This is a genomic window from Flavobacterium ardleyense (genome assembly GCF_042686085.1).
Lineage (GTDB): Bacteria > Bacteroidota > Bacteroidia > Flavobacteriales > Flavobacteriaceae > Flavobacterium > Flavobacterium ardleyense.
The window spans coordinates 256,799-281,667 of sequence record NZ_JBHUOL010000012.1; the positions used below are offsets into that span (position 1 = coordinate 256,799).

Below are 24,869 nucleotides of genomic sequence, written 5' to 3' on the forward strand. Positions count from 1 at the left end.
TTAAATTGAAATTTTAGTTGGAAATTACCTGATTATCATTACTTTTTTAACTATAGTATCCGTTCCATCTTCAGACGAAACAAAAATCATATAAACACCCGAGGCTACTTTATGTTTTCCGAAAGCTTTCGTGTCCCATTCAATAGTTCCGCCAGAAGTTGTAGTTTCGTGAACCAAATTCCCTTCAATATCTGTGATTTTTACATTAGCCTTATCAGTCAATCCACTAATTTTAACAGTTCCAGAAAATTCTGGACGCACTGGATTTGGATAGACATAAGCATTTGCTAGATCTGAACTTGGTTTGGTAGAAATTCCTAAGAAAGAAACCATTCCCTTATCAGTAGCAAAGAAAACTTCGCCTGTTACTCCATCAATTTCAATATCATTGATATTATTACTAGGCAATGGCGAATTATTTTTAGCAAACTGATAAATTGTTTGTTGACCGTTTGCAGAAACTAGAAAAACCCCTCCATCTGCAATAGAAACCCATTTTCTATTGGCACCATCAACAGCAATGTCTAAAATTGTTTGCTGGTAAAATAATTCTTGCGCTAAATCGCCTTCTTGAATAATAATAGAATTTGAGGTTAATTGGTTTTCTGTAACAAATCTATCCACACTTGGAAGAACTCTTAAACCGGAATAAGTCCCAATCCATAATTGGTTTCTGTTATCAATGGCAACACAACGGACATCATTATTTGGTAAATTTCCGGTATTTGAATTTACAACAATAAATTTATTACTATAATTTTCGTTAAAAGCTAACAATCCATCATTAATAGTAGGAATCCATTTGGTGTTATTTTTATCAATTGCCATGGGACCATATCTTCCAAAAGGATCATTAGTTACATCCTCTACACTGTAGGATTGCCATTGTCCGTCCGTTCTTAATTTTTTAATAGCCTTTATTCCGTTCGCATTTGACACATTTGTCATCCATAAATTTCCTTCTTTGTCAAAAGCTGGACTATTTACTCGAATGTCTTTAAAAGTTGTCTCAAGTGATTCTAGACCATTTGGTCCCGTGTTTGTATTGTCGAAAATAGTTATATCTTCCCCTTCAAACTTTAGTAGTCCAGATAAATAAGAGGTTGCGAATATCTGATTTTGTTTTTTAGGGTTGAATACGATATCACTTATTGATTTTGCTTCAAAAAGATCTTCGTAAGGAATAAATTTCCATCCGGTTTGGTTTGAAAACTTACTAATTCCATATTCTTCAAGTGGATATGGATTATATTGACGGGAATAATCTCCATAAACAGCCCATAAAAAATTAGGAGCTTTTTTAACTCTAAAAATATAATTTCGAATAGGCCCATTTGGGGATATATTCTCAAAAATAGTTGGATTTGATAAAAGCGTCGAAAACAAACCATCTTTTTCCGTACCAATAAAAATAGAATTACCAACTACAGTTGCCGAAGTAAAATTAGCGCTATAGTCGGGAATAGTTGTAATGTTCGCAACCTGCGAAAAAGTTACATTTAAAACATAAACGTGATTTCGAGTCGTTACAATAAGTTCGGTTCCATTTGTTTTTAGCTTTAGACCAGGTTGCATATGATTCAATACTTCCTGAAAAGCTGCGCCAGTGTATCGGTAAGTTCTAGCATCAGTGTTTGTGGCAACTATTTGATTGTTAAATGTGACAATTGCTGCCCAATAACCACCATCAAAAGTTTGCCATTGGTTGAAATCGTACAAATTAGGATTCGTTAAATTCCCTTTTCTAATTCCGAAGTTTCTCGTTACAGCGAATAGTTCATCGCCTAAAACTGTTGTTTGTAAAACGGCTGTTTCTTCTCCGGAAGTTCCAATAAAATAAGTAGTTATAAATTCTGATGTTGCCAAGTCTAAAACCGAAATTCCGTAATCTGTAGCAACATACAAGCGTCCATTATGTTCGTAAAAATCATTAATTCTTTTTTTATTCGGAGGAACTGGCACATCTTCAATAATATCAACTTTAGTCGTAACAGAACCATCGGCATTTGCGATCAAGATCTGTCCATTTGAACTTCCGGCAATAGTTTTTTTGAAAGCATCCGAATGATGAATTGTAGTAATTGATTCAGGCTTAAAACCCGTTACCGAATTATAAATCGTTAAATCCGACGTGTTGAGTGCTTTAGAAAATATAAGATTTTGCGTTCCTGCAAAGACCTTACCAGTTGCACTTTCTACATCAACAATTTCATTATACGAAAAGTATCCCTTCCATAATTGATTATTTTGTTGCGAAAAAAGCAAGTGGCTAATAAAAAAAACAAGAATGTAAATCGACTTTGTCATTGCAGTTATTTGATACAAATATAGTATAAACGAATTAATTTTTGTTTTTGATATATAATGAAACAAAAAAAGGCTCTTTCAAGTTAATGAAAGAGCCTTCTAAAAAATTTAAATCTTATTAAACTACTCCTTGAGCAATCATTGCATCGGCAACTTTAACAAAGCCGGCAATATTTGCACCTTTTACGTAATTTATATAACCGTCAGAATCAGAACCGTATTTTTTACATTGGTTATGAATACCAACCATAATTTCTTTTAAACGCATATCTACTTCTTCACTTGTCCAATTTAAACGAATTGAATTTTGAGTCATTTCTAAACCAGATGCTGCTACGCCTCCAGCATTTGCCGCTTTTCCTGGCGCAAATAAAATTTTTGAATCTAAGAATAGCTTGATAGCTTCCAATGTACAAGGCATATTTGCTGCCTCGGTCACACATGAAACACCATTCGCAATTAATTGCTTAGCATCGTCTTCGTAAAGTTCGTTTTGTGTAGCTGCCGGAATAGCAATATCAACTTTAGTTTCCCAAGGTCTTTTCCCTTTGTGAAAAACAGCACTTGGAAATTTTTCCGCAAAAGCTTCCACTCTGTTGTCTCCACTCATTCTCATGTCAACCATAAAGTCGATTTTCTCACCAGAAATTCCATCAGCATCATAAACATATCCATCAGGACCCGAGATTGTTACTAATTTACCTCCTAATTCGTTTACTTTTAAAGCAACTCCCCAAGCTACGTTTCCAAAACCTGAAATAGCTACTGTTTTACCAGCAATTTTCTCTCCTTTAGTTTTCAACATTTGTTCTGTGAAGTAAACAACTCCATAACCTGTTGCTTCAGGACGAATTAATGAACCTCCATAAGCCAAACCTTTTCCAGTTAAAACTCCTGTAAATTCGTTTCTAATTCTTTTATATTGACCGAACATATAGCCAATTTCACGTGGTCCAACGCCAATATCTCCAGCTGGAACATCTAAATCTGGACCAATATGACGGCATAATTCTGTCATAAATGATTGACAAAAACGCATGATTTCACCGTCTGTTTTTCCTTGCGGATCAAAATCAGCTCCACCCTTACCACCGCCCATAGGAAGGGTTGTTAAACTGTTTTTAAAAACTTGTTCAAAAGCTAAAAATTTCAAAACGGATAAATTCACCGTTGGATGAAAACGAATTCCTCCTTTGTAAGGTCCAATTGCAGAATTCATCTGAATACGAAAACCTCTATTTACATGGATTTCTCCTTTATCATCAACCCAAGGCACTCTAAAAATAATAGAGCGTTCTGGTTCCGAAACTCTTAACAATAGGTTTTTACCATCATATTTCTTCTGCACAGCAATAAACGGTATAACTGTTTCTGCAAATTCTTTTACAGCTTGTAAAAACTCTGGTTCATTTGGATTTTTGGCTGCAACTTGCGCCATAAAATCATTTATTCTTTGTTCCATCATATAGTAAATCAATTATGAAAAAATTATTTTCTGTTTGAATGTAGCTTTTATTGAATGTTGAATTTATCAATCATACAAATATACATCTTTAATATTATTAGTTATATTTTTAGCATAATTTTATAATTAACCACAGAAATGTTTGAAAAACAGAAATTTTAAAACATTTCAAAAGAAGAAAAAGAATCTTTTCCTCTATGCATCTAGTTAGTTTTTATATATTTGTGAGATATATGCAACGCAATAATGACTAAAAAAATCAAATACCTACTAATTATTCTTCTAGGAGCACATTTCTCCATGCTAGCGCAATTTGGGTTTTCCCATGAAGTTGGAGCTTTTGTGGGTGGAGTTGCTATGCAATCAGATTTTGGAGTAAGACAAGATTTCAAAACAAATAGTGGAAATACTGGTTTTGCTGTTGGATTAGTTCATTATATGAATTTTTCTTACAGAGCAGATTGCAATTGCTATCGTCCAGAAACATATTTCAACGATCACTTTAAAGTTCGTTCAGAATTATCATACAACAGCACTCAATTACAACATTATGGTAAGTATGCTGAAAAAAACTCAATCACTGGTAATCAATTAAAAGCAATGAAAGGTGAGGCTAAAGTAACAGATATTGGAATGCAACTAGAGTATTATCCTCTAAGTATTCGTGAATTCTCAGCTACTGATGGTGCTTTTGCTCCTTTTCTTGGATTAGGTGCACATTTCACATTCTTTCAAAATGGAACATATTCGGAGTTAGGCCCAATGGACTCTGCCATTTCAACACCCACTAAATATATAGGAGCATGGTCTGATGAAGGAGGAAACACTTGGTCAATTGTGTCAAGTATTGGAACACGCTACAAACTAAATAGAATGTCTGATTTATTTCTTGAAGTAAGATGGCAGTACTATTTCACAGACTGGGTAGATGGTTTAAAACCTGATCCAAAAATCTACACTGAAAACAAATCCAATGATTGGAACTTATGGATGAATTTTGGATACATTTATTACTTAGATTAATCTAAAAAATACATCATAAAAAAATCCCGATTCTTTACGAATCGGGATTTTTTAGTTTCTATAATATGCTATTATTTTAAGGCTTGTTCAATATCCGCTAACAAATCTTCGATATCTTCAATTCCTACGCTTAATCGTACTAAATCATCAGTAATACCCACTTCTTTACGTTTATCTTCTGGAATAGAAGCGTGCGTCATTAAAGCCGGATGGTTTGCTAAAGATTCAACGCCTCCTAAAGATTCTGCTAAAGTGAATACCTTTAAATTTTCCAAGAATTTAATAGCATCTTCTTTTTTACCCGATTTGAAAGTAAAAGTTACCATTCCACCAAAACCACTCATTTGCTTTTTAGCAATTTCATGAAAAGGATGAGAAGCTAATCCTGGATAATAAACTCTTTCAACCAAAGGATGATTGTCTAAATATTCCGCTACTTTCCCACCGTTTTCACAATGACGTTGTACGCGTAAATGCAATGTTTTAATTCCTCTTAAAACCAAGAAAGCATCCATTGGTCCTAATGTCGCGCCAGTTGCAAATTGTTTGAAATGCAACTCATCACCTAAAGCTTTGTCTTTTATAACTAAAGCTCCAGCAATAACATCAGAATGGCCTCCCAAATATTTAGTGGCGGAGTGCATCACAATATCTGCCCCTAAATCTAAAGGTTTTTGCAAATATGGTGTTGCAAAAGTATTATCTACTGCGAAAAGAATATTGTGTTTTTTTGTGATTTTAGCGATTTCAGCAATATCTGCTAATTTCATTAATGGATTTGTTGGCGTTTCCACCCAAACCAATTTTGTATTTTCGTTGATTAACGATTGGAATTTTTCCATATCATTCATATCTACGAAATGAAACTTTATACCACTATCTTTATATAATCTGGTGAATAAGCGATACGTTCCTCCGTATAAATCGTCCATTGCAATGATTTCGTCACCCGCTTTGAACATACGTAACAAACAATCTGTTGCCGCTAATCCTGAAGAAAAGGCCAAACCTTTTGCTCCATTTTCGATACTTGCTAAAGATTCTTCTAAAGCGGTTCTTGTTGGGTTTGCTGCTCTACTATATTCATAATCGCCAATTGGTTTCCCAGGGCTGCTTTGAACAAAAGTTGATGTTAAAAAAACGGGAGGCATAACTGCTCCTGTTACTTCTTCATGATGTTGACCACCGTGTATTGTTTTCGTGTTGAATTTCATTGTACTAAGTTTTAAAGCGCAAAGATAAATAAAAGTTATTTGATGCTTCTTTTTGAATCGTTAACAATTATTTAAATATCCCTATTTTTAAACTTTAATCCCAAAAATTTTTATCAAAAAGGTTTTTTTTATAAAATTACTGAATTTTAGAATCCAAAAGGCTGTATTTTTGCACTTGAAAATTTTAATTCGAAAAAAATGAACAAAATATACTACATGGCTTCGTGTGATACTTGTAGAAAAATCATCAAGACATTACCAAATTCAAACAAATTAACATTTATTGATATTCGTGCAAATCCATTATCTGAAACTGATTTAGACGAAATGTATCAACTTTCCGGAAGTTATGAAGCACTTTTCAGTAAAAAAGCGCAACTCTATAAATCCATGGGTTTAAAAGATAAAAATTTGACTGAAGCCGATTTTAAAAAATATCTTTTAGAACATTATACCTTTTTGAGTCGTCCTGTTTTTATTATTGATGGGAAAATTTACATCGGAAACGGACAAAAAAACATTATCGAAGTAATTAATGCTTTAAAGTAATGTCAAAAAGGACTTGGGCTTTACTAGCCGCGACTTTAGTTTCAATAATTTATGGCGTAACATTCACAATTGCAAAAGATGTAATGCCCGAATATATTGACGCCTATGGATTTATTGTCCTTCGTGTTGGTGGTTCGGTAATTTTATTTTGGCTAATTTCCTTTTTTGGACCGACAGAAAAAATCGCTAAAGAAGATTTCCCCCGTATTGTTGCCGCTGCTTTTTTTGGAGTCGCGTTTAACATGTTGACATTTTTTAAAGGATTGAGTTACACTTCGCCTATTATGGGAGCCGTTTTGATGGTAACTACACCAATGATTGTACTTGTTTTATCTGCTTTTATGATGAAAGAGCGTATGGAAAACCGCAAGATTTTAGGGATATTCTTAGGCTTAGCCGGAACTGTAGCTCTGATTTTATACGGAAAATCTTTAGTGAATGCTACCAACGCCACTTTGGGGAATATTTTGGTTTTTGTGAATGCAATTTCTTATGGTTTTTACCTGATAATTGTTAAGAAATTAATGGATAAATACAATGCTTTTACCTTTGTAAAATGGATTTACACCTTTGGTTTCTTGATGGTTTTACCTTTTGGATGGAACGAATTTCAAGCGGTTGATTTTGCAACTTTACCAATCGACATTATTTATAAAGTAGTATTTGTAGTCATATTTTCAACTTTCTTAACCTATTTGCTGAATTTGATTTCAATGCGAGAATTAAAACCTACAACCGTAGCTGTTTTTATTTATTTACAACCATTATTTGCAACGATTTTTGCAATCAGTTTAGGAAAAGACGACTTGAGTTTGGTGAAAATACTTTCTGCCGTATTGATATTTATTGGCGTTTATTTAGTAACACAGAAAAAGAGTACGCAACCGCAGTAATCTGTATTTCAGTAACTGCACACTTTTTATTATCTTTGAAGACATTTATATAATTATATGATACAATCGATGACGGGTTTTGGGAAAGCATCTTTGCAACTACCAACCAAAAAAATTACCGTAGAAATAAAATCGCTAAACAGTAAAGGTTTAGATTTAAATACGCGTATGCCTTCTGTTTTTCGTGAAATGGAATTGGGTTTACGCAATCAAATTTCGCAACGATTAGAGCGTGGAAAAATTGATTTTTCACTTTATATCGAAGTTACAGGTGAAGAAACAACTTCAAAAATCAATGTACCGATTGTAAAAGGATACATCAACCAAATGAAGGCGGTGATTCCAAATGCAGATGAAACGGAATTAATGAAAATGGCAGTTCGTATGCCTGATGCTTTAAAAACAGAGCGCGACGAAATTGATCCAAATGAATGGAAACAAATTCAAACCGTAATTGATGAAGCTTTAAACAATATCGCTACTTTCAGAAAAGACGAAGGTGCTTCTTTAGATAAAGAATTCCAGTTGCGTATTGCAAATATCAAACGCTTGATGGATGAAGCCGTTTCTTATGATGCAGAACGTGTTGAAACTGTAAAAACAAGACTTCGCACCGCTTTAGACGAATTAAAAGCTACTGTAGATGAAAATCGTTTTGAACAAGAATTGATTTTCTATCTAGAGAAATATGATATTACCGAAGAAAAAGTTCGTTTAGGAAATCATTTGAAGTATTTCATTGAAACTGTAAACGGAAACGAAGCAAACGGTAGAAAATTAGGTTTCATTACACAAGAAATGGGTAGAGAAATTAATACGATGGGTTCCAAATCAAATCATACTGAAATGCAAAAACTAGTAGTGATGATGAAGGATGAATTAGAGAAAATTAAGGAACAAGTATTGAATGTATTGTAAGTCAATATTGTGATCCTGAACAGGTTTCAGGATCTGACTAAGTCACTCAAACTAGTTTAGTGTGACAAACCAAATATAATTAAAATGAACAAAGGAAAATTAATTGTTTTCTCAGCGCCTTCAGGATCAGGCAAAACAACTATAGTTAAACACTTATTAGCCCAACCCGATTTAGATTTAGAATTTTCTATTTCATGTACAACTCGCGAAGCTAGAGGCGAAGAAATAAATGGAACCGATTATTATTTCATTTCTTGGAACGAATTCAAAAAGCACATTAAAGCCGAAGAATTTGTCGAATGGGAAGAGGTTTATACCGATAATTTTTACGGAACTTTAAACGCAGAAGTAGAACGCATTTGGGCTTTAGGAAAACACGTTATTTTTGATATTGATGTGGCCGGAGGATTGCGCATTAAAAGTAAATTCCCAAATGAAACCTTAGCTGTTTTTGTGAAACCACCAAGTGTGGACGAATTAAAACGCCGATTGAAACAACGTTCAACTGAAAGTGAAGACAAAATCAATATGCGAATTGCAAAAGCTTCTGTTGAATTAGCAACAGCACCACAATTTGACACAATTATCAAAAATTACGATCTAGATGTTGCCAAAAACGACGCCTATCAATTGGTGAAGAATTTTATAAATAAATAATATGAAAATCGGATTGTATTTCGGAACATTTAATCCTATTCACATTGGCCATTTAATTATTGCCAACCATTTGGCCGAACATTCTGATTTGGATCAAATTTGGATGGTGGTTACGCCTCATAATCCGCTTAAAAAGAAAAGCACCTTGTTAGATGATTACCATCGCTTAGAAATGGTGCATTTAGCAACTGAGAATTATACGAAAATTCAGCCTTCGGACATTGAATTCAAATTACCTCAACCGAATTACACGGTGAATACTTTAGCTCATTTGCAAGAAAAATTCCCAAGCCACGAATTTTCTTTAATTATGGGCGAAGACAATTTGAACTCTTTGCACAAATGGAAAAACTATGATGTAATTCTTGAAAACCACAACATTATTGTTTACCCAAGATTACATTCGGGCGAAATTGATGCCCAATTTGTAAATCACCCAAAAATTCAAAAAATTGATGCACCAATCATCGAATTATCTTCTACTTTTATTCGCGAAAGCATAAAAAACAATAAAAATGTAATTCCGATGTTACCCAATAAAGTCTGGGAATATGTGGAACATAATTTATTTTATAAGAAGTAATAAAGCTTATAAACTTTTTGATGAGAAATTTTATTACTTGGGTTATAGCTTTTCTAATCTTTATTACTATAATTTATAATGAAGAAATTTCCATTTTATATAAAAACCAAGTTTTATCTTACTCATTAAATCTAATTCCTGTTTTTTTAATGATTCTTTCATTCGCTTATATCTTAAATTTAAATGGTATAGAGGAAAATTTGTGGGATGATTTTAAAAAAGGACGAGATTTTCATATCGATAAAATGATGAAATACCTCAAGTTCATTTTTCTTTTAATATTATCCTTTTCTCTTATTTGGTTGTTCCTTATTGTATACAGTTTAAACTACGAAAATTATTTAAAGTCCCTCCTAATAATTTCAATCCCAGTCATTATTATGGTAACATTTTCAAAACATTATTGCAAACTCCAGAAGGAATACAACGCTTAGCGGAAACGTTTACTTTATTTTCGTTATTATATTCACTTTATAAATCTGAAGAATTTTGAACATTTAACTCAAAATTAAACTTCTCAATTCTTCTTTCACCTCTTCTAAAATAGAATTTAAAGTATCATTTTTTCTTGCTAATAAATACACTTCGGTAGTTGGCATTTTTGAACTGTTCCAAACCAATTGAATTTTTTTTTCTTGTAATAATTGCTTGCTATTAATATCCCAAACCACAGCAACTCCTGAATTTTCAACTAAAGTGTTAAGCATATCATATTCAGATGGAATGATGTAATTAGAAACGATAGTTGGTCTTTTTTTATCGAAAACATTTAACCAAAACAACTTCACGTGTGGAATTCCAGCATCATAATTATACCATTTTTGTTGGTTTAGCCAAAGTTCAACATTTGTATAATTTTTATTTTTAATTTCTTTTTTAACTACTTTTAAATCTAAATCGTTACTACCAACAATTACTTGTTTAATCGTACCCAATTCTTTTTGAATCGTATCAAAAGTGTCGTATTTTTTAGAAACTATTGCAAAATCAATCTTCTTATTGTCAACCAAATTAAATAAGGCATCGTTTTCTTCGAAAGTAAAATCAATAAAATCAAATTTCGAAAGTAACTTGGAACCAATACTTCTAAATAGATGTTTAGAAATTCCTACCGAAACCAACTTATTTGCATTAAATGCTTTTTCCCTAAAACCACTTTCCACACTTTCTAATCGGTCAAGCGCTTCTATGATTAAATTATTTAGTAACTTAGCGTATTCTGTTGGTTCCACACCTTTTGATTTTCGTGTAAACAATTTGTAACCTACGTGAGCTTCTAACATTGAAATTTGCTGACTCACTGCAGGTTGACTAATGAATAGTTCTTTTGCAGCTTGCGAAAAATTTCCGTTTTTGTACACCGATTTAAAAGTTCTGTACCATTCTAAATTAACCATTGCTATAAATATATTTATCACAAACATAATTTAAATTATTTTTACTAATATCATTAATGTAGTAATTTTGTAAAAAATAAATTATGAAACACATCGCAATTGCTTTAATGGTTGTATTAAACTTTAGTTGTAAAGAAAATACACCAGAAACAGTTCAAGAAACACAGCTAATAAAAAAAGAAACTATGAAAAAAGTATTATTTGTTTTAACTAGTCACGAAGACTTAGGAAACACAGGAGAAAAAACAGGTTTTTGGATTGAAGAATTTGCGGCTCCTTATTATGAATTGATTGATCAAGGAATTGAAGTTACGATTGCATCACCTTTAGGCGGACAACCTCCAATTGACCCTAAAAGTGCTGATCCGAGTTCGGCAACTGAAGACACCAAGAGATTTGATAATGATAAAGCCTTACAAGAAAAACTAGCAAATTCCGTTAAGTTAGCAACGATTAATCAAGCGGATTTTGATGCTGTATTTTACCCAGGCGGTCACGGTCCTTTATGGGATTTAGCATCCGATGAAAATTCGATTGCTTTAATTGAATCTTTTTACACAAACAATAAACCAGTTGCGTTTGTTTGTCATGCTCCAGGAGCTTTGAAAAACGTGAAAGTAAATGGCGATTTTTTAGTTAAAGGTAAAAAAGTTACTGGTTTTACAAATGAAGAGGAAGAAGCTGTTGGCTTGACTAAAGTTGTTCCGTTTTTATTAGAAGATGCATTAATTGCTAATGGAGCGGTTTATAGCAAAGAAGCAAATTGGGAGCCCTATGCAGTTGAAGATGGTTTACTGATTACAGGTCAAAATCCAGCATCCTCAAAATTAGTAGCTCAAAAGTTAGTACAACATTTAAAAAAATAAAAAATGAATAATTTCGATTTATATAATCCGGTTAATTATGTCTTTGGAAAAGGGCAAATTGCAAAACTTTCAGATTTAACGCCAAAAAACACTAAAATTCTCTTCGCTTATGGTGGTGGAAGTATTTTCAAAAATGGCGTTTACCAACAAGTAAAAGCGGCTCTAGAAAATTATGAAATTGTAGAATTTGGAGGTATCGAACCCAATCCAAAGTATGAAACCTTAATGAAAGCTGTTGAAGTAATTCGATCTGAAAAAATTGAATTTATTTTAGCTGTTGGTGGTGGAAGTGTAATTGATGGTGTGAAATTTATTTCTGCTGCTGTGAATTATGAAGGCGATGCTGCGGATATCTTAAGAAAGAAGATACTTTTCAAAGAAGGTGCAAATGTGATTCCTTTTGGAACCGTTTTAACTTTGCCTGCAACTGGTTCGGAAATGAATTCGGGCGCTGTTGTTACTATTAATGCAACGCAAGAAAAATTGACTTTAGGCGGAAGCGCTCTGTTTCCAAAATTCTCAATTGTAGATCCAACTGTTATTGTTTCTTTACCAAAAAGACAATTGCAAAACGGTGTTGTGGATGCATTTACGCACGTTATGGAGCAATATTTAACTTATCCGCATGATGCTTTATTGCAAGATCGTTTTTCGGAAAGTATTTTACAAACGTTGATTGAAATTGGTCCGGAAGTAGTTGAAAATCCATCAGACTATAAATTGGCTTCGAACTTTGTATGGAGCGCAACAATGGCTTTAAATGGCTTGATTCAAAAAGGAGTTCCTTCGGACTGGGCAACACATATGATTGGTCACGAATTAACAGCTTTATACGAGATTGATCACGCAAGAACGTTGGCAATCATCGCGCCAAGCTTATACCGAGTAATGTTTGAAACCAAAAAAGATAAATTAGCACAATACGGTAAACGTGTTTGGAATTTAACCGGTTCAACGGAAGAAGTGGCTGAAAAAGCTATTGAGAAAACAGTAGAATTCTTCCATACGATGGGAATGAAAACTAAACTTTCAGAAAACGCAGACAATTACGAAAAAACGGCTGATTTTATCGTTAATCGTTTCGAAGAAAGAGGTTGGAAAGCTTTAGGTGAAAAACAAAATATTACTTTAGAAAAAGTAAAAGAAATTGTAGAAATGAGCTATTAAATTAGATATTCAGAAATTCAGATTTTCGATTTTCGGATGAAATCGTTATCGTTTTCTTAATGAATTCAAAAGCGTTCTTGTTTAATTACTTGAACGTTTTTTTTATGTCCTTAAATTATATTTCACCACCAATAAAATTATCTATCCGTATTATAATCAATATACTAGATTTTTAAAAATGGTAATTTTCCGTATAAATTGTACTATTATTAGCTAATTTTAATTCAACAGTTTTCACAATTAGATTTGATAATGTATTTTAAATCGTTAATTTTGACTTTCTAATTAGATTTATAAATGGAAATAAAGCCAAAATTTGCAGTCATAGGAGGAGGAAGCTGGGCAACTGCAATTGCAAAGATGCTTTGTGAAAATCAAGAAGAAATAGCTTGGTACATGCGAAGCACCGCGGCAATTGAGCATTTAAGACTTCAAAAACACAATCCAAACTACTTGAGTTCGGTTGCGTTCGATACTACTAAATTAAAACTTACAAATGATATCAATGAAGCAGTTGCTTATGCTGATTATATCATTTTTGTAGTTCCTTCCGCTTTTTTGAGCAAAGAATTAGAAAGCTTAACCGAAAGTCTAGAAGGAAAGGTTATTTTCTCTGCAATTAAAGGAATTGTTCCTGAATCAAGCTTAATTGTTGGTGAACATTTTCACACAAAATACAATATTCCATTCGAAAATATTGGTGTAATCACCGGACCTTGCCACGCAGAAGAAGTAGCAATGGAGCGTTTGTCATATCTAACGATTGCTTGCAGCGACAAAGCAAAAGCAAAGGTGGTTGCTAAGAACTTGAGCTCACATTACATCAAAGCAAAAACGTCTGATGACATTATTGGAACTGAATATGCTGCCGTCTTAAAGAACATTTACGCAATTGCTGCAGGAATGGCACATGGTTTAGGTTACGGAGATAATTTCCAAGCTGTTTTAATGAGTAATGGAATTCGCGAAATGAAAAAATTCATTAGTAAAGTCCACAAAATGAAACGCAATATTAATAATTCAGCTTATTTAGGTGATTTATTGGTTACTGGCTATTCTCTTTTTTCTAGAAATAGAATGTTTGGGAACATGATTGGAAAAGGCTACACTGTTAAATCAGCACAAATGGAAATGAGTATGGTAGCCGAAGGTTATTATGCGGTGAAAAGTGCTTACAAATTAAATAAAGAATACAAAGCTGACACACCAATTATTGATGCTGTGTATCATATTTTATACGAAAACAAAGACGCAAAGACTGTTTTTAAAGAATTAACAGATAAACTGAATTAATTTTCAAATTTTCTCGTTATTAAAACAACAAGGCGTAAATATTTGATTATCATTTATTTACGCCTTTTTTTATATTACGCATATTTCTACAAAGCGCTAACTGACAATAAGTTGACATCGTTTTCCTTGGTGCAAAATAGAAGTATTATTTTCGCAAACTAAATAAAGAAACAAATGGATCATCTTATCAATCACCCTGTAATTATTACGGTCTTTAGTGTCACAATTTTGGCAATGCTTATTTTAGATTTAGGTGTCTTAAACAAAAAGAGTCATGCTATTTCTAATCGAGAAGCTGCTATTTGGTCGGTTATTTGGATCTCCCTTTCAATGGGATTTAGTGGAATAATTTACAAATTTATGGGAGCCGAAAAATTCATGCAATTTCAAGGCGCCTATTGGATTGAAAAGGCACTTTCGGTTGATAACTTATTTGTATTTATATTAGTTTTTGGTTATTTTAATGTGGCTAAAGAAGCCCAACATAAAGTATTGTTTTGGGGCGTAATTGGCGCTTTGGTATTTAGAGCCATCTTCATCTTTACAGGAGTTTGGTTACTAAACTACACTTATTTACCCGAAATGGAGCTTTTTGGAAGAATGGTTGAAGTCAACTATTTACTAACCATTTTTGGGGTAATCTTAATTGTCGCTGGAATAAAATCAGGCTTTAGCAAAGAAGCAGATGACGGAAGTCAAGACTTCACTAAAAGTCCAGGTGCGCGCTTTGTTCATAAATTCTTTAAGGTCACAGACCAATTTGATGGTGATAAGTTTTTTACTGTTAAAAACGGAATTAAAATGGCTACTCCTTTATTTGTAGTAGTAGCGATTGTAGAATTCACAGATATTTTATTTGCAGTTGATAGCATTCCGGCAATTTTTGCAATTGCTCCAGATGATCCTTTTATTCTTTATACTTCAAACATTTTTGCGATCTTAGGATTGCGTTCCCTTTACTTTTTGCTGGCAAACTTTATGTATATGTTTAGTAAATTAAAGTTTGGCTTGGCATTTATACTAGCTTTTATAGGGATTAAAATGATTATAGCACCTTTTTATCACGTTTCCACTCCTTTATCTTTAGGAGTTGTTGGCGGTGTGCTAATATTGTCCGTAATTGCCTCTTTAGTATTTCCTAGCAAGGATTAATTTAAACAATTATGAAGAAGCCTTTTTTATTACTAGTATTAGTTGCCTTTCAATTCAGCTTTTCTCAAACTGAGACGGGTTCAAAACAATTTTGGGATAAGTTAAAAACCTATTGTGGTCAATCTTTCGAAGGAAAAATAACTGCTGGAGCAACAGCAGACGATCCATTCTCAGGAAAAAAATTAGTAATGCACGTGCGAAGTTGTGAAGAAAATCGAATTCGAATTCCCTTTTTTGTTGGAGATGACAAATCAAGAACTTGGATTTTAACATCTCATGACAATGTAATTACATTAAAACACGACCATAGGTTAGAAGATGGAACTCCTGATAAAGTAACACAATATGGAGGAACTTCAAGTAATTCAGGTTTGTCAGATATTCAGTTCTTTCCTGCTGATCAAGAAACCTGCGATTTGATTGCCTATGCTTCTACAAATGTTTGGTGGATTACAGTTGATGAAAAATCATTCACTTACAACCTGAAACGAATTGGTTCCGACCGAGTTTTTAGCGTAAGTTTTGACACTACAAAGCCAATTAAAACTCCGGAAGCTCCTTGGGGATGGAAACAATAAAAAAGGTGGGTAATGAGTACACAAAATAAATTAAATAATCTACAATTTACACAATCAATTTCTAAGTTAAAAAACATTAATCGTTGATTTACAAACACTTAACAAAAAAACTTCGCTCAAAATTGAACTGGTACGCTTTTTACATATATCATAGTATAACTTTAAAAAACAATATTATGAAAAAGGTAATTTTAATGGCAGTATTTGCTTTTGCAACTTTATCAGCCACAGCTACAACAACAGAGATGAACGCAACAACTATAAGTACTTCAATTGAAAATGAATTCAAAGAAATTGCGGTTACAGAAGTGGCTAAGCCCGTTTTACAAGCTGTGCTAAAAGATTATGAAGGAGCTACAATAAAGCAAGCATTCGTAAACGAAAAGAACGAATACAAATTGGAGTTAACCATTGGTGAAGTTGTAAAAACAGTATATGCTGATGCAGAAGGAAATTGGATTGAAAAATAAAATAATACAGCTGTAAAAAAAAAGACCAAATTGAATTTGATCTTTTTTTTTAGCTTAAAATTAAGACACCTCTTCCAAAAATTATGTATTTTTAGGTCATGAAAAAGAATACTATCTTAATTATTGAAGACGACAATGCTTTCAATACAATGCTGTCTCATTTCCTAAAAAGGAATGAATATGTTGTGCACCAGGCTTTTTCGGCTAAAGAAGGAATGACTTTGTTAGCAGAAAATGAAATTGACATCATTATTTCAGATTTAAGATTGCCGGATATAGATGGAATAACACTGCTGAAAAACCTGCGTTCAGAAGGAAATAATACTGAATTTGTGTTGATGACTGCATATTCTGATGTTCAAACTGCAGTAAGCGCAATGAAAATTGGCGCAGCTGATTATGTTTCTAAACCTTTCGTGCCAGAAGAGGTTTTACTTATTTTGAAAAAAATTAGCAATCAAAAAGTAGGCAAGAAAGAAGAGAAGATTGAAAAGAAAGAAGAAAATTCCTTTCGTCCTAATAACTTTCATTGGGGCAAAAGTACTGCTTCGCTGCAATTAAAAAAACATATCGAACTAGTTGCACCTACACCTCTAACTATATTAATTACAGGTGAAAGTGGAACGGGAAAAGAAGTAGTTGCAAAAACAATTCATGACAATAGCGATCAAAAAAATGGCGTATTTATAGCTGTGGATTGTGGTGCAATTCCAAAAGACATTGCAGGAAGCGAATTTTTCGGACACGTCAAAGGTTCTTTTACGGGCGCAATCAATGATAAAGTCGGCTGTTTTGAAGCGGCGAATGGTGGCACTTTATTTTTAGATGAAGTAGGAAATTTAAGTTATGAAAACCAAATTTTACTATTGAGAGCAATCCAAGAACGCAAAATTAAACGCATTGGTAGTAATAAAGAAATTTCTGTTGATGTTCGAATTGTATCCGCAACGAATGAAGATTTAAAAAAGGCGGTACAAGAAGGAACTTTTAGAGAAGATTTATTTCATCGTTTAAATGAATTTTCTATTATTTCTCCCGCATTAAGAGATCGAAAGGAAGACATTGAAGACTTTGCTTTACTCTTTCTAAAAAACGCCTCTCATCAATTGAAAAAAGACGTTACGGCTATAAGTTCGGAAGTAATGATTGCATTTTTTAAACACAACTGGTCTGGGAATTTAAGAGAATTACAAAACGTCATCAAAAGAGCAACTTTACTAAACAGTTCAGAAAAGCTTGAAATAAGTAGTTTACCTGTAGAGTTTCAAACTGAAAACACTAATGAAAGTCAGAAAAATCTAAAAGGCGAAGCTGAAAAAACAGCCATTTTAGATGCGCTTTCTTTAGCTAAAGGGAATAAATGCAGGGCAGCAGAATTGTTAGGTGTTTCAAGAAAAACACTTTACAATAAAATTAATCTGTTTGAACTAGACGTTTAATCTTTATGTGGAATTCTTTTAATGCGAGCTCTAATTGATTCAGTTCCGTAGAAATTTCATTTATCGTTGCTACACGTTTAGTCTTTTCTTCTAAATCTTTTAGCATCGTTAACAACTCTTGCTCCTGAAACTGACTAATCATCGTCTGCATTTTATGAACTGTACTCCCAATCGATTGTAAATCTGATTGTTCTATGGCTAAATTAAATACCAATTTATCTTGCTCAAAATCAGTTAGATAATTAGCTAAAAATTCATTTATCTTTTGCGTATCATTTCCAATAAAATCCATTAAAAAAGCAGGAATGGAAGTGTTCCTTTTCTCAACAATTTCTAAATCTTGATGCGACAATTCTGAAATAATATCCAATAATTGAGCACTGGAATAAGGTTTTGCTAAAAAGTAATCAAAACGGTCAGAAGTTAAAAATTCTTCATCATTTAACAAAGCGCCAGTGATAGCAACTATTGGGGTTTTGCTAAGATGTGGATTTGACTTGACTGCTTTCAAAAACTCAAAACCGCTTAGAAAAGGCATTTGAATATCAGTAATTAACAATGAAACTTGTTCTTTGTCCAGAAATTGAATTGCTTTTTTTCCATTCGTAAAAGTAAAAATCTCTTTAAAGTGCGGTGCTAAAAGTGATTTAGTAAGGGCCAATTGATTCTCATCGTCATCTAAAAGCAAACAACTTTTTAGATCAATTTTTTGTCTTTTCTCTTTAATTGGTACTAATTTAATTGGCAATGAAATATGAAATTTCGAACCGAAATTGAGCTGACTTTCCAATTCGATCTTACCTCCTAAAAGCTGAATCAAACGGTTACAGATAGACAATCCTAAGCCTGTTCCACCATAAAGCAGTTCAATTTCACTATTGGCTTGTGAGAAAGGTTTAAATAGTTTAGAAATTTCATCTTTAGAAATCCCAATTCCTGTATCTTGAATAATTATTTCTAACTGATTATCAAGAATTGTGGTTTCAATAGTTACACTTCCATTTTCAGTAAATTTAAAAGCATTTCCAATTAAATTGTAAAATATTTGTTGGATTTTACTATAATCTCCATAATACAAAAAGCCCTCAGTAGCATCAATTTTATAGTTTAACTCTACATCCTTTTCCTGATTTAAGTCAGCTATATTTTGTGCAATTTCTTCAATCAAAATGTTTAATTCGAAAGCAGATTCCATTATTGCCACTTTCCCTTTCTCCATTCGCACATAATCTAACAAGCCAGAAACCAATTGTTGAATATAATTAGTGGCTGATTTAATTTTAATTAATGCATCTCTGTTTTCAACTTGACTTTCAGAAGCTAATAATTTCTCGCTATATCCTAATAAAGATTGCAAAGGAGTTTTAATATCATGACTAACCATTGTCATTAACTGCTCGCGTGATTCTAGTAATTGATCAGTCTTTTGCTGTTCTAATTCAAGCCGCTGGCGGTAAGTTTTATTTCTAAAAAAATCAGAAGAAAGCAATATAAAAAAGAACAGTACAACAGCAACGCAAGCAATTGCTCCTTTCTGCAACAATGCCAGAGTTTCTTTTTGATTATTAGTTTTTATAGCATGAATTTTAGCTGCTTCTTGTTCGGCTACATTTCGTAATTGTAAAATGATATCCGATAATTTCTGAGTAATTCGCAACTCATTCTGTAGCAATTCAATTTCCTTGTTTTTTATGGTAACTGAACGTTTGTTGATCTTTTTCTGAGCATCTTCAAGCAACCTTTTTGAAACTGACACAATAGAATCTGCCTCAGCCACAGAAATTGTATTAGAAGAATCCCTGGGCACATTATTATTCAGATAGTTGATGTAATCCTGGGCCACGTTTCTCTCATAAGAAGATAATTCTTTGGGATTTTGAATAAAACTATCAAGTGTTAATTTGCCTTTGACATTTTCAAGATTTCTAATCTTGTTTAAAACTTCGCCAATAGGTGATTCTTCAACATGTGCCTGCAATTTTCTTATATTGAGAACGTTTTGCTCTTTGTCTTTCAAATAGATTTTTAAAGTATCTAAAATATTTTTGTCGGCACTTAATTCAGTGGATTGCAAATTTTCAATTTTGGCAACAACAGATGCGTTTTTAGTTAAAAATAGCTTCTTAGATTTGTCATCATCCATTTGTAATGCCACACGAGCATAATTATCAGATTCATATAAATCACGAATTAACTCGGTGTAAATGAGTTGCTTTTTATCGGTATTTTGCACTGAAATCTGCTTGTCTAAATTAGATTGTTGCTGGAATAAAAACCAAACAGCACCAGCCATCAAGCCCAATAAAAGGAAATAACTAATTAATAATTTTAACGAAGAATACTTAGAAAATTGTGCCATTTTATAAAAATAAAAAAAGGAATTATAAACTTCACAATTTTAACTATTAATTATAATTCTAAAGAAAATTTAAGTTGGTAAAGATTTCTGTTACTCAAAGAAAACCTCTGGATTATCAGTGATTTTCAATTTTAAAATATATTGTTTGAATTTATTTTTCTTAGTAAGATCCCATTTTTTTACATTTGGATCACTTAATTCTTTCAGGACAATCTTTTCTAAACTTAAAATTTCTGTACCAGCTTTTTGACCCGTTTCAAAATCTTTTAACTTATCTACATTATTAATCCAATATTGAAAAAAACCATTGTCTGAAGAATTAACAACTTGTTTAAGAATAACATAACTCTTATTCGTTGGTAATTCTTCTTTTTTAAAGGATTCAAAAAGATCTTGTGCCACTTTAGTAAGCATGATGTCATTTTTATTCACCTTTAACATATCGCAATAAGCGTAAAGCGTACGAACCGAGCGATCTCCTGCATCGTATTTGGCTTTTAAGCCTGATGTGTTATAATCAGGGAGAATTGCTTTCTTAGCTTCGTTAATCACGTGTTCAGAAGTAACCGTTACACCACTATGATGCAAGAAATTTTGATTCTTGTCGAAATATAAAAGTATTGGAACACTTTCAAAATGAAGATTTGCTTTGGTAATGAAATTATTGTCTTCTTCCGAAAGTGACTCGTTTGAATTCATAGCGTAATTGATAAATCGCTTGTTGTAAAAAGTCGAAACTTCTTGATCAGTTCGAAGTAAATCGCCCAAACGCTTACAAACCGAACAATCTGAATTATAATATTCAATAAAAACTTGCTTGTTTTGTTCTTTTGCTTTTTTAAACGCTTCTGAAAGTGAAGATTCAAAGACAACTTGTGCATTTAGAATCACACTCATTAAAACTAAAAAACTAAAATAAACTTTTTTCATGGCTTTAAATTTTTAAACGCAATTATACACGAAAACCCCAAAGTTCTCGTATTACTTAATTAAATTATATGATTAGTTCATCAAAAAGCACACCAACTTTCTAATTTATCGCTCTGTAAAAAATAAAGTGTTGCTTCAAAAAATGTGTTTGTCGAAAAATACTCAGTCAATATAGCGAAAAATTGGTTATTTACCGATTAAACCTTTTTTATTGATAATTGGTAAATCTACAGAAGATTCATCGTTATAAGAATTTGCTTCAAGAACAAAAGTTTTATCGAACATTGTATTGCCAATAAAGTAGGCAACCATAAATTCGTTATTTAATTGCAATACATTATTTTCCAATAATTCCACTTTAGTAGCGGTTCTTGGTTCTACTTTTGCATAGGCATGACGAAAATTACTTGTTTTACGTTCTTCACCATTAATTAAACCATAAGCACGAGAAACAACAGTAGCCATTTCTAGTAAATTATCAGTGTCGTTTACTAAATAAGCGTACCAAGAATTTTCTAAAAAATCATCATTCCATTCTTTAAATGCAACAACGTGAACTCCTTCTACTATTGGGATTATAATGTCTTTTTTCATTTCGCCACTAAGCCACAAAGGCTCTCTGTTTTAGTTAAAAAAGACCTGACAGTTTTTGAAATTTGTCAGGTCTATTACTTATATATTTGATTTAAATTGCTCTAAGAAACGCACATCGTTTTCATAAAACATTCGAATATCACCAATTTGATACAACAACATGGCAATACGTTCTACTCCCATTCCGAAAGCAAAACCAGTATGTTCGTCTGGATTAATTCCACAGTTTTTCAAAACATTTGGATCAACCATTCCGCAACCACCAATTTCTAACCAACCGGTTCCTTTGGTAATACGGTAATCGGTTTCGGTTTTTAAACCCCAATAAATATCAATTTCTGCACTTGGTTCCGTGAAAGGAAAATAAGAAGGTCTTAAACGAATTTTAGACTTTCCGAACATTTCTTTCGTGAAATATAATAGGGTTTGTTTTAAATCGGCAAACGAAACATTTTTATCAATGTACAAACCTTCCACTTGATGGAAAATACAATGAGAACGTGATGAAACGGCTTCATTACGGAAAACTCTTCCTGGAGAAATCGTACGAATCGGTGGTTTATTATTTTCCATATAACGCACCTGAACGGATGAAGTGTGTGTTCTCAACAACACATCAGGATTGGTTTGGATGAAAAATGTATCCTGCATATCTCTTGCCGGATGATATTCTGGTAAATTCAAAGCAGTGAAATTGTGCCAATCGTCTTCGATTTCCGGACCTTCTGATACATTAAATCCGATGGTTGAAAAAATATCAATCATTTGGTTTTTCACAATCGAAATTGGATGACGAGAACCCATATGCATAGTTTCTCCCGGACGCGTTGTATCGCCGTAAATTCCTTTTGCTTCTTCTTTATTTTCTAAAGCGTCTTGAATGGTTTTTACCTTTTCTTCTGCCGTCGTTTTAAGCTCATTTATAATTTGCCCAAATTCTTTCTTTTGTTCGTTAGGAACATTCTTAAATTCGGCAAAAAACTCTTTCAACAAACCTTTGCTTCCCAAATACTTAATTCGGAAAACCTCTAATTGTTCTTTGTTATCAGTTTGAAAAGCTTTTGCTTCTTCAATATGGGCTTTAATCGTTTGTATCATCAGACTTGTTGTAAAGGTGCAAATTTAGTGAATTTATTTGAAGAGACAATTCGATACATTGTCTGAACGATAAATTAATCTATCAATTCTTTTTCTAAAAAATAACTTACAATCGCTTCTTTCATCAATACCGATTGTTCTCCTGCTTTCAAAGGTGGTAATTCTTCCTTAGCGATATAATGAGGCCAACCATCGTTATCAAAATACTCGAATTCGTAATAACCATAAGGTTCTAACAAACGACAAATAGCAATGTGCATTAAGTTTAATTTTTCGTCTTTTTTGAATTCATCGTGAATTTTTCCTAATTCTTGCACACCAATTAAGTAGATGATTCCTTCTAAATCAAGATCTTCACCTTCCGAAAAGCGATTTGATAATTTTGTGACAACGCTTTCCCAACGTTCTTTTAATTGTATATCTCTGGACATTATTTTTAAATGAAAGAAAAAAGAGAAAAGAAAAAAGATTAATCTCAACTTTCTATATTAGTTTTGCAAAGATAATCGATGATTTTGTTATTATACTATCAAATCTTTGTTCTTTAGTCTTTAATCTATTTCTGAAATGAGTTTTATTGATATTATTTTTGCTGTTTTATTGAGTTTTGCCGTTTACAAAGGTTTGAAAAACGGACTTTTCGTGGAAGTTGCCTCGTTTTTCGCTTTGATTGCAGGAATTTACTCAGCTATTAAGTTTTCGCACTTGATGGGAGCAATTCTTGGCGACACTTTTGCATCATGGAATCCAAAATATGTTGAAATTATAGCCTTTGTGATAACATTTTTAATTGTTGTTGTTGGAATTTATTTATCGGCAAAAATATTAACTAAAATAGCCGATTTCGCGTTTTTAGGTTGGATCAATAAATTAGCTGGAGTCGTTTTTAGTTTATTAAAAATGATTTTAATACTAAGCGTAGTGCTTTTTATCTTTGAAAAAATCAACGTAAATAACATGTTACTATCTGAAGAAAAACAGGAAGATTCTATTTTTTACAATCCGATAAAAGAAATTTCTACACTGATTTATCCAAGTATTGAAGAATGGTATTCGAGTATTAAGTCGGAAGTAGTTGGCGAAGAGGAGAATTTAGAAAATTCACCTTCACAACAGAAAACCGACAACTAAGAACAGACAACTATTTTTTCAGTTCCTTAATAGCGTCTTTCGCAATCCAAGCTTTCGTTTTATCTGATAATTCAACTTGTTTCCAATTTCCTAAAGTTTCTAACACCAGTACTTTTGTGCCTTCGTGTAATGTTACGACGTCTTCCGAACTATTTTTAGGTTCTGATTTCAAGGTTGTAGCTTCTGCAAAAACAATTGCTGGATTGTAATTGGCATCGTATTTCTTTTGTAAAAATGCAGAAAAAACGGTAACGCCGATTCCGATTAAAGACAAAAGAAATAGTGTGAAAAATAAGCGTTTCATTAACACTGTATTTCCAAAATAATAGCCTAAAAACGCTAGTAAACTTAAGAAAGCAATTCCAACCGCACTCCAGGCCCAACCATCATAATGTGATTTGGCCGTAAAGTCTTTCACAAGCCTCTTAAACCCAACTTCTGGAACGATTTTAATGTCGTCTATTCGCATCTTTTGAGCAAAAGACAGATTGGTTTGAATGGCTTCGTCGTCAGGGTTTAAAAGCAATGCTTTTTCGTAATTATAAATAGAAGGAGCAATTTTTCCCAACTTATAATAGCAATTTCCAATGTTGAAATACAAATCGGCCGAAACGTTCCCTGCTTTAGCGATTTTTTCAAAACCAATTAATGCTTCTTCGTAGCTTTCTTTGTTGTACGAATCATTTGCTTTTTTAAAAATAGCATCAATTGACTCGTTGGCTAAGACGAATTGAAAGGCTAGTAAAAAAAGTAAAATATATTTTTTCATTTTGTTTTTTGTTTAAC

General features: G+C 32.7%; 24 protein-coding genes. 14 read left to right on the forward strand and 10 right to left on the reverse strand.

Features of this window, described 5'->3' with window-relative positions; all coding sequences use genetic code 11:
• Window positions 1-24: 24 nt before the first annotated feature.
• Both porZ and gdhA read right to left on the reverse strand, forming a co-directional pair.
• Window positions 25-2,307, reverse strand: a complete 2,283-nt coding sequence (porZ, locus tag ACFSX9_RS06840; protein ID WP_379805986.1) for a type IX secretion system anionic LPS delivery protein PorZ — start codon at window positions 2,305-2,307, stop codon at window positions 25-27.
• 118 nt (window positions 2,308-2,425) lie between these two features.
• Window positions 2,426-3,769, reverse strand: coding sequence for an NADP-specific glutamate dehydrogenase (gdhA, locus tag ACFSX9_RS06845; protein ID WP_379807047.1), 1,344 nt, complete (start codon window positions 3,767-3,769; stop codon window positions 2,426-2,428).
• Window positions 3,770-4,018: 249 nt separating this feature from the next.
• Between gdhA and ACFSX9_RS06850 the strand changes: the two genes are divergently transcribed.
• On the forward strand, window positions 4,019-4,795 hold the full coding sequence (locus ACFSX9_RS06850; RefSeq protein WP_379805988.1) for a THC0290_0291 family protein: 777 nt from the start codon (window positions 4,019-4,021) through the stop codon (window positions 4,793-4,795).
• A 71-nt stretch (window positions 4,796-4,866) separates the two neighbouring features.
• On the opposite strand, the gene ACFSX9_RS06855 is transcribed toward ACFSX9_RS06850, so the two are convergent.
• Window positions 4,867-6,009 (reverse strand): cystathionine gamma-synthase, encoded by a 1,143-nt coding sequence (locus ACFSX9_RS06855; RefSeq protein ID WP_379805990.1) that lies wholly within the window; start codon window positions 6,007-6,009, stop codon window positions 4,867-4,869.
• Window positions 6,010-6,207: 198 nt separating this feature from the next.
• Here ACFSX9_RS06855 and ACFSX9_RS06860 point away from each other — a divergent pair, with 198 nt between their 5' ends.
• From ACFSX9_RS06860 to nadD, 5 genes are all read left to right on the forward strand, one after another.
• Window positions 6,208-6,558 carry an arsenate reductase family protein gene (locus tag ACFSX9_RS06860; protein ID WP_379805992.1) on the forward strand — a complete coding sequence of 117 codons (351 nt, stop codon included), beginning with the start codon at window positions 6,208-6,210 and terminating at the stop codon, window positions 6,556-6,558.
• On the forward strand, window positions 6,558-7,451 hold the full coding sequence (locus ACFSX9_RS06865; protein WP_379805994.1) for a DMT family transporter: 894 nt from the start codon (window positions 6,558-6,560) through the stop codon (window positions 7,449-7,451). Before ACFSX9_RS06860 ends, ACFSX9_RS06865 begins: the two co-directional genes overlap by 1 nt.
• Before the next feature lie 57 nt (window positions 7,452-7,508).
• Complete coding sequence (locus ACFSX9_RS06870) at window positions 7,509-8,369, forward strand: YicC/YloC family endoribonuclease (protein ID WP_379805996.1); 861 nt, start codon at window positions 7,509-7,511, stop codon at window positions 8,367-8,369.
• A gap of 84 nt (window positions 8,370-8,453) precedes the next feature.
• Window positions 8,454-9,026 (forward strand): guanylate kinase, encoded by a 573-nt coding sequence (gmk, locus tag ACFSX9_RS06875; RefSeq protein WP_379805998.1) that lies wholly within the window; start codon window positions 8,454-8,456, stop codon window positions 9,024-9,026.
• A gap of 1 nt (window position 9,027) precedes the next feature.
• Window positions 9,028-9,609, forward strand: coding sequence for a nicotinate (nicotinamide) nucleotide adenylyltransferase (nadD, locus tag ACFSX9_RS06880; protein WP_379806000.1), 582 nt, complete (start codon window positions 9,028-9,030; stop codon window positions 9,607-9,609).
• A 497-nt stretch (window positions 9,610-10,106) separates the two neighbouring features.
• On the opposite strand, the gene ACFSX9_RS06885 is transcribed toward nadD, so the two are convergent.
• Window positions 10,107-11,027: a LysR family transcriptional regulator gene (locus ACFSX9_RS06885; protein WP_379806002.1), complete on the reverse strand. Its 921-nt coding sequence runs from the start codon at window positions 11,025-11,027 to the stop codon at window positions 10,107-10,109.
• 62 nt (window positions 11,028-11,089) lie between these two features.
• Between ACFSX9_RS06885 and ACFSX9_RS06890 the strand changes: the two genes are divergently transcribed.
• From ACFSX9_RS06890 to ACFSX9_RS06920, 7 genes are all read left to right on the forward strand, one after another.
• The gene (locus ACFSX9_RS06890) at window positions 11,090-11,872 is read left to right on the forward strand and encodes a type 1 glutamine amidotransferase domain-containing protein (protein WP_379806004.1); all 783 of its coding nucleotides are present in this window, start codon (window positions 11,090-11,092) and stop codon (window positions 11,870-11,872) included.
• Between the two features lie 3 nt (window positions 11,873-11,875).
• Window positions 11,876-13,039 carry an iron-containing alcohol dehydrogenase gene (locus tag ACFSX9_RS06895; protein ID WP_379806006.1) on the forward strand — a complete coding sequence of 388 codons (1,164 nt, stop codon included), beginning with the start codon at window positions 11,876-11,878 and terminating at the stop codon, window positions 13,037-13,039.
• Window positions 13,040-13,336: 297 nt separating this feature from the next.
• Window positions 13,337-14,332, forward strand: coding sequence for an NAD(P)H-dependent glycerol-3-phosphate dehydrogenase (locus ACFSX9_RS06900; RefSeq protein ID WP_379806008.1), 996 nt, complete (start codon window positions 13,337-13,339; stop codon window positions 14,330-14,332).
• A 174-nt stretch (window positions 14,333-14,506) separates the two neighbouring features.
• Window positions 14,507-15,484, forward strand: a complete 978-nt coding sequence (locus tag ACFSX9_RS06905) for a TerC/Alx family metal homeostasis membrane protein (RefSeq protein WP_379806010.1) — start codon at window positions 14,507-14,509, stop codon at window positions 15,482-15,484.
• An 11-nt stretch (window positions 15,485-15,495) separates the two neighbouring features.
• Window positions 15,496-16,062, forward strand: coding sequence for a hypothetical protein (locus ACFSX9_RS06910; protein ID WP_379806012.1), 567 nt, complete (start codon window positions 15,496-15,498; stop codon window positions 16,060-16,062).
• A 176-nt stretch (window positions 16,063-16,238) separates the two neighbouring features.
• Entirely contained in the window at window positions 16,239-16,532 is a 294-nt protein-coding gene (locus ACFSX9_RS06915; protein WP_379806014.1) for a hypothetical protein, read from the forward strand.
• Between the two features lie 98 nt (window positions 16,533-16,630).
• Window positions 16,631-17,971 (forward strand): sigma-54-dependent transcriptional regulator, encoded by a 1,341-nt coding sequence (locus ACFSX9_RS06920; protein WP_379806016.1) that lies wholly within the window; start codon window positions 16,631-16,633, stop codon window positions 17,969-17,971.
• Here ACFSX9_RS06920 and ACFSX9_RS06925 read toward each other — a convergent pair.
• The 5 genes from ACFSX9_RS06925 to ACFSX9_RS06945 all read right to left on the reverse strand — a co-directional run bounded on the left by ACFSX9_RS06925 (window position 17,946) and on the right by ACFSX9_RS06945 (window position 23,383).
• Complete coding sequence (locus ACFSX9_RS06925; protein ID WP_379806018.1) at window positions 17,946-20,330, reverse strand: hybrid sensor histidine kinase/response regulator; 2,385 nt, start codon at window positions 20,328-20,330, stop codon at window positions 17,946-17,948. The two genes, ACFSX9_RS06920 and ACFSX9_RS06925, sit on opposite strands and share 26 nt — an antisense overlap.
• 90 nt (window positions 20,331-20,420) lie before the next feature.
• Entirely contained in the window at window positions 20,421-21,260 is an 840-nt protein-coding gene (locus ACFSX9_RS06930) for a thioredoxin family protein (protein WP_379806019.1), read from the reverse strand.
• Between the two features lie 186 nt (window positions 21,261-21,446).
• Window positions 21,447-21,854, reverse strand: coding sequence for a hypothetical protein (locus ACFSX9_RS06935; RefSeq protein ID WP_379806021.1), 408 nt, complete (start codon window positions 21,852-21,854; stop codon window positions 21,447-21,449).
• A 78-nt stretch (window positions 21,855-21,932) separates the two neighbouring features.
• Window positions 21,933-22,952, reverse strand: a complete 1,020-nt coding sequence (gene pheS / locus ACFSX9_RS06940) for a phenylalanine--tRNA ligase subunit alpha (protein ID WP_379806023.1) — start codon at window positions 22,950-22,952, stop codon at window positions 21,933-21,935.
• Between the two features lie 74 nt (window positions 22,953-23,026).
• Window positions 23,027-23,383 (reverse strand): hypothetical protein, encoded by a 357-nt coding sequence (locus tag ACFSX9_RS06945; protein WP_379806025.1) that lies wholly within the window; start codon window positions 23,381-23,383, stop codon window positions 23,027-23,029.
• A 136-nt stretch (window positions 23,384-23,519) separates the two neighbouring features.
• Here ACFSX9_RS06945 and ACFSX9_RS06950 point away from each other — a divergent pair, with 136 nt between their 5' ends.
• Window positions 23,520-24,083 (forward strand): CvpA family protein, encoded by a 564-nt coding sequence (locus ACFSX9_RS06950; protein WP_379806027.1) that lies wholly within the window; start codon window positions 23,520-23,522, stop codon window positions 24,081-24,083.
• 10 nt (window positions 24,084-24,093) lie between these two features.
• Here the strand turns inward: ACFSX9_RS06950 and ACFSX9_RS06955 are convergent, their stop codons facing one another.
• On the reverse strand, window positions 24,094-24,852 hold the full coding sequence (locus ACFSX9_RS06955) for a tetratricopeptide repeat protein (protein WP_379806029.1): 759 nt from the start codon (window positions 24,850-24,852) through the stop codon (window positions 24,094-24,096).
• Window positions 24,853-24,869 lie beyond the last annotated feature (17 nt).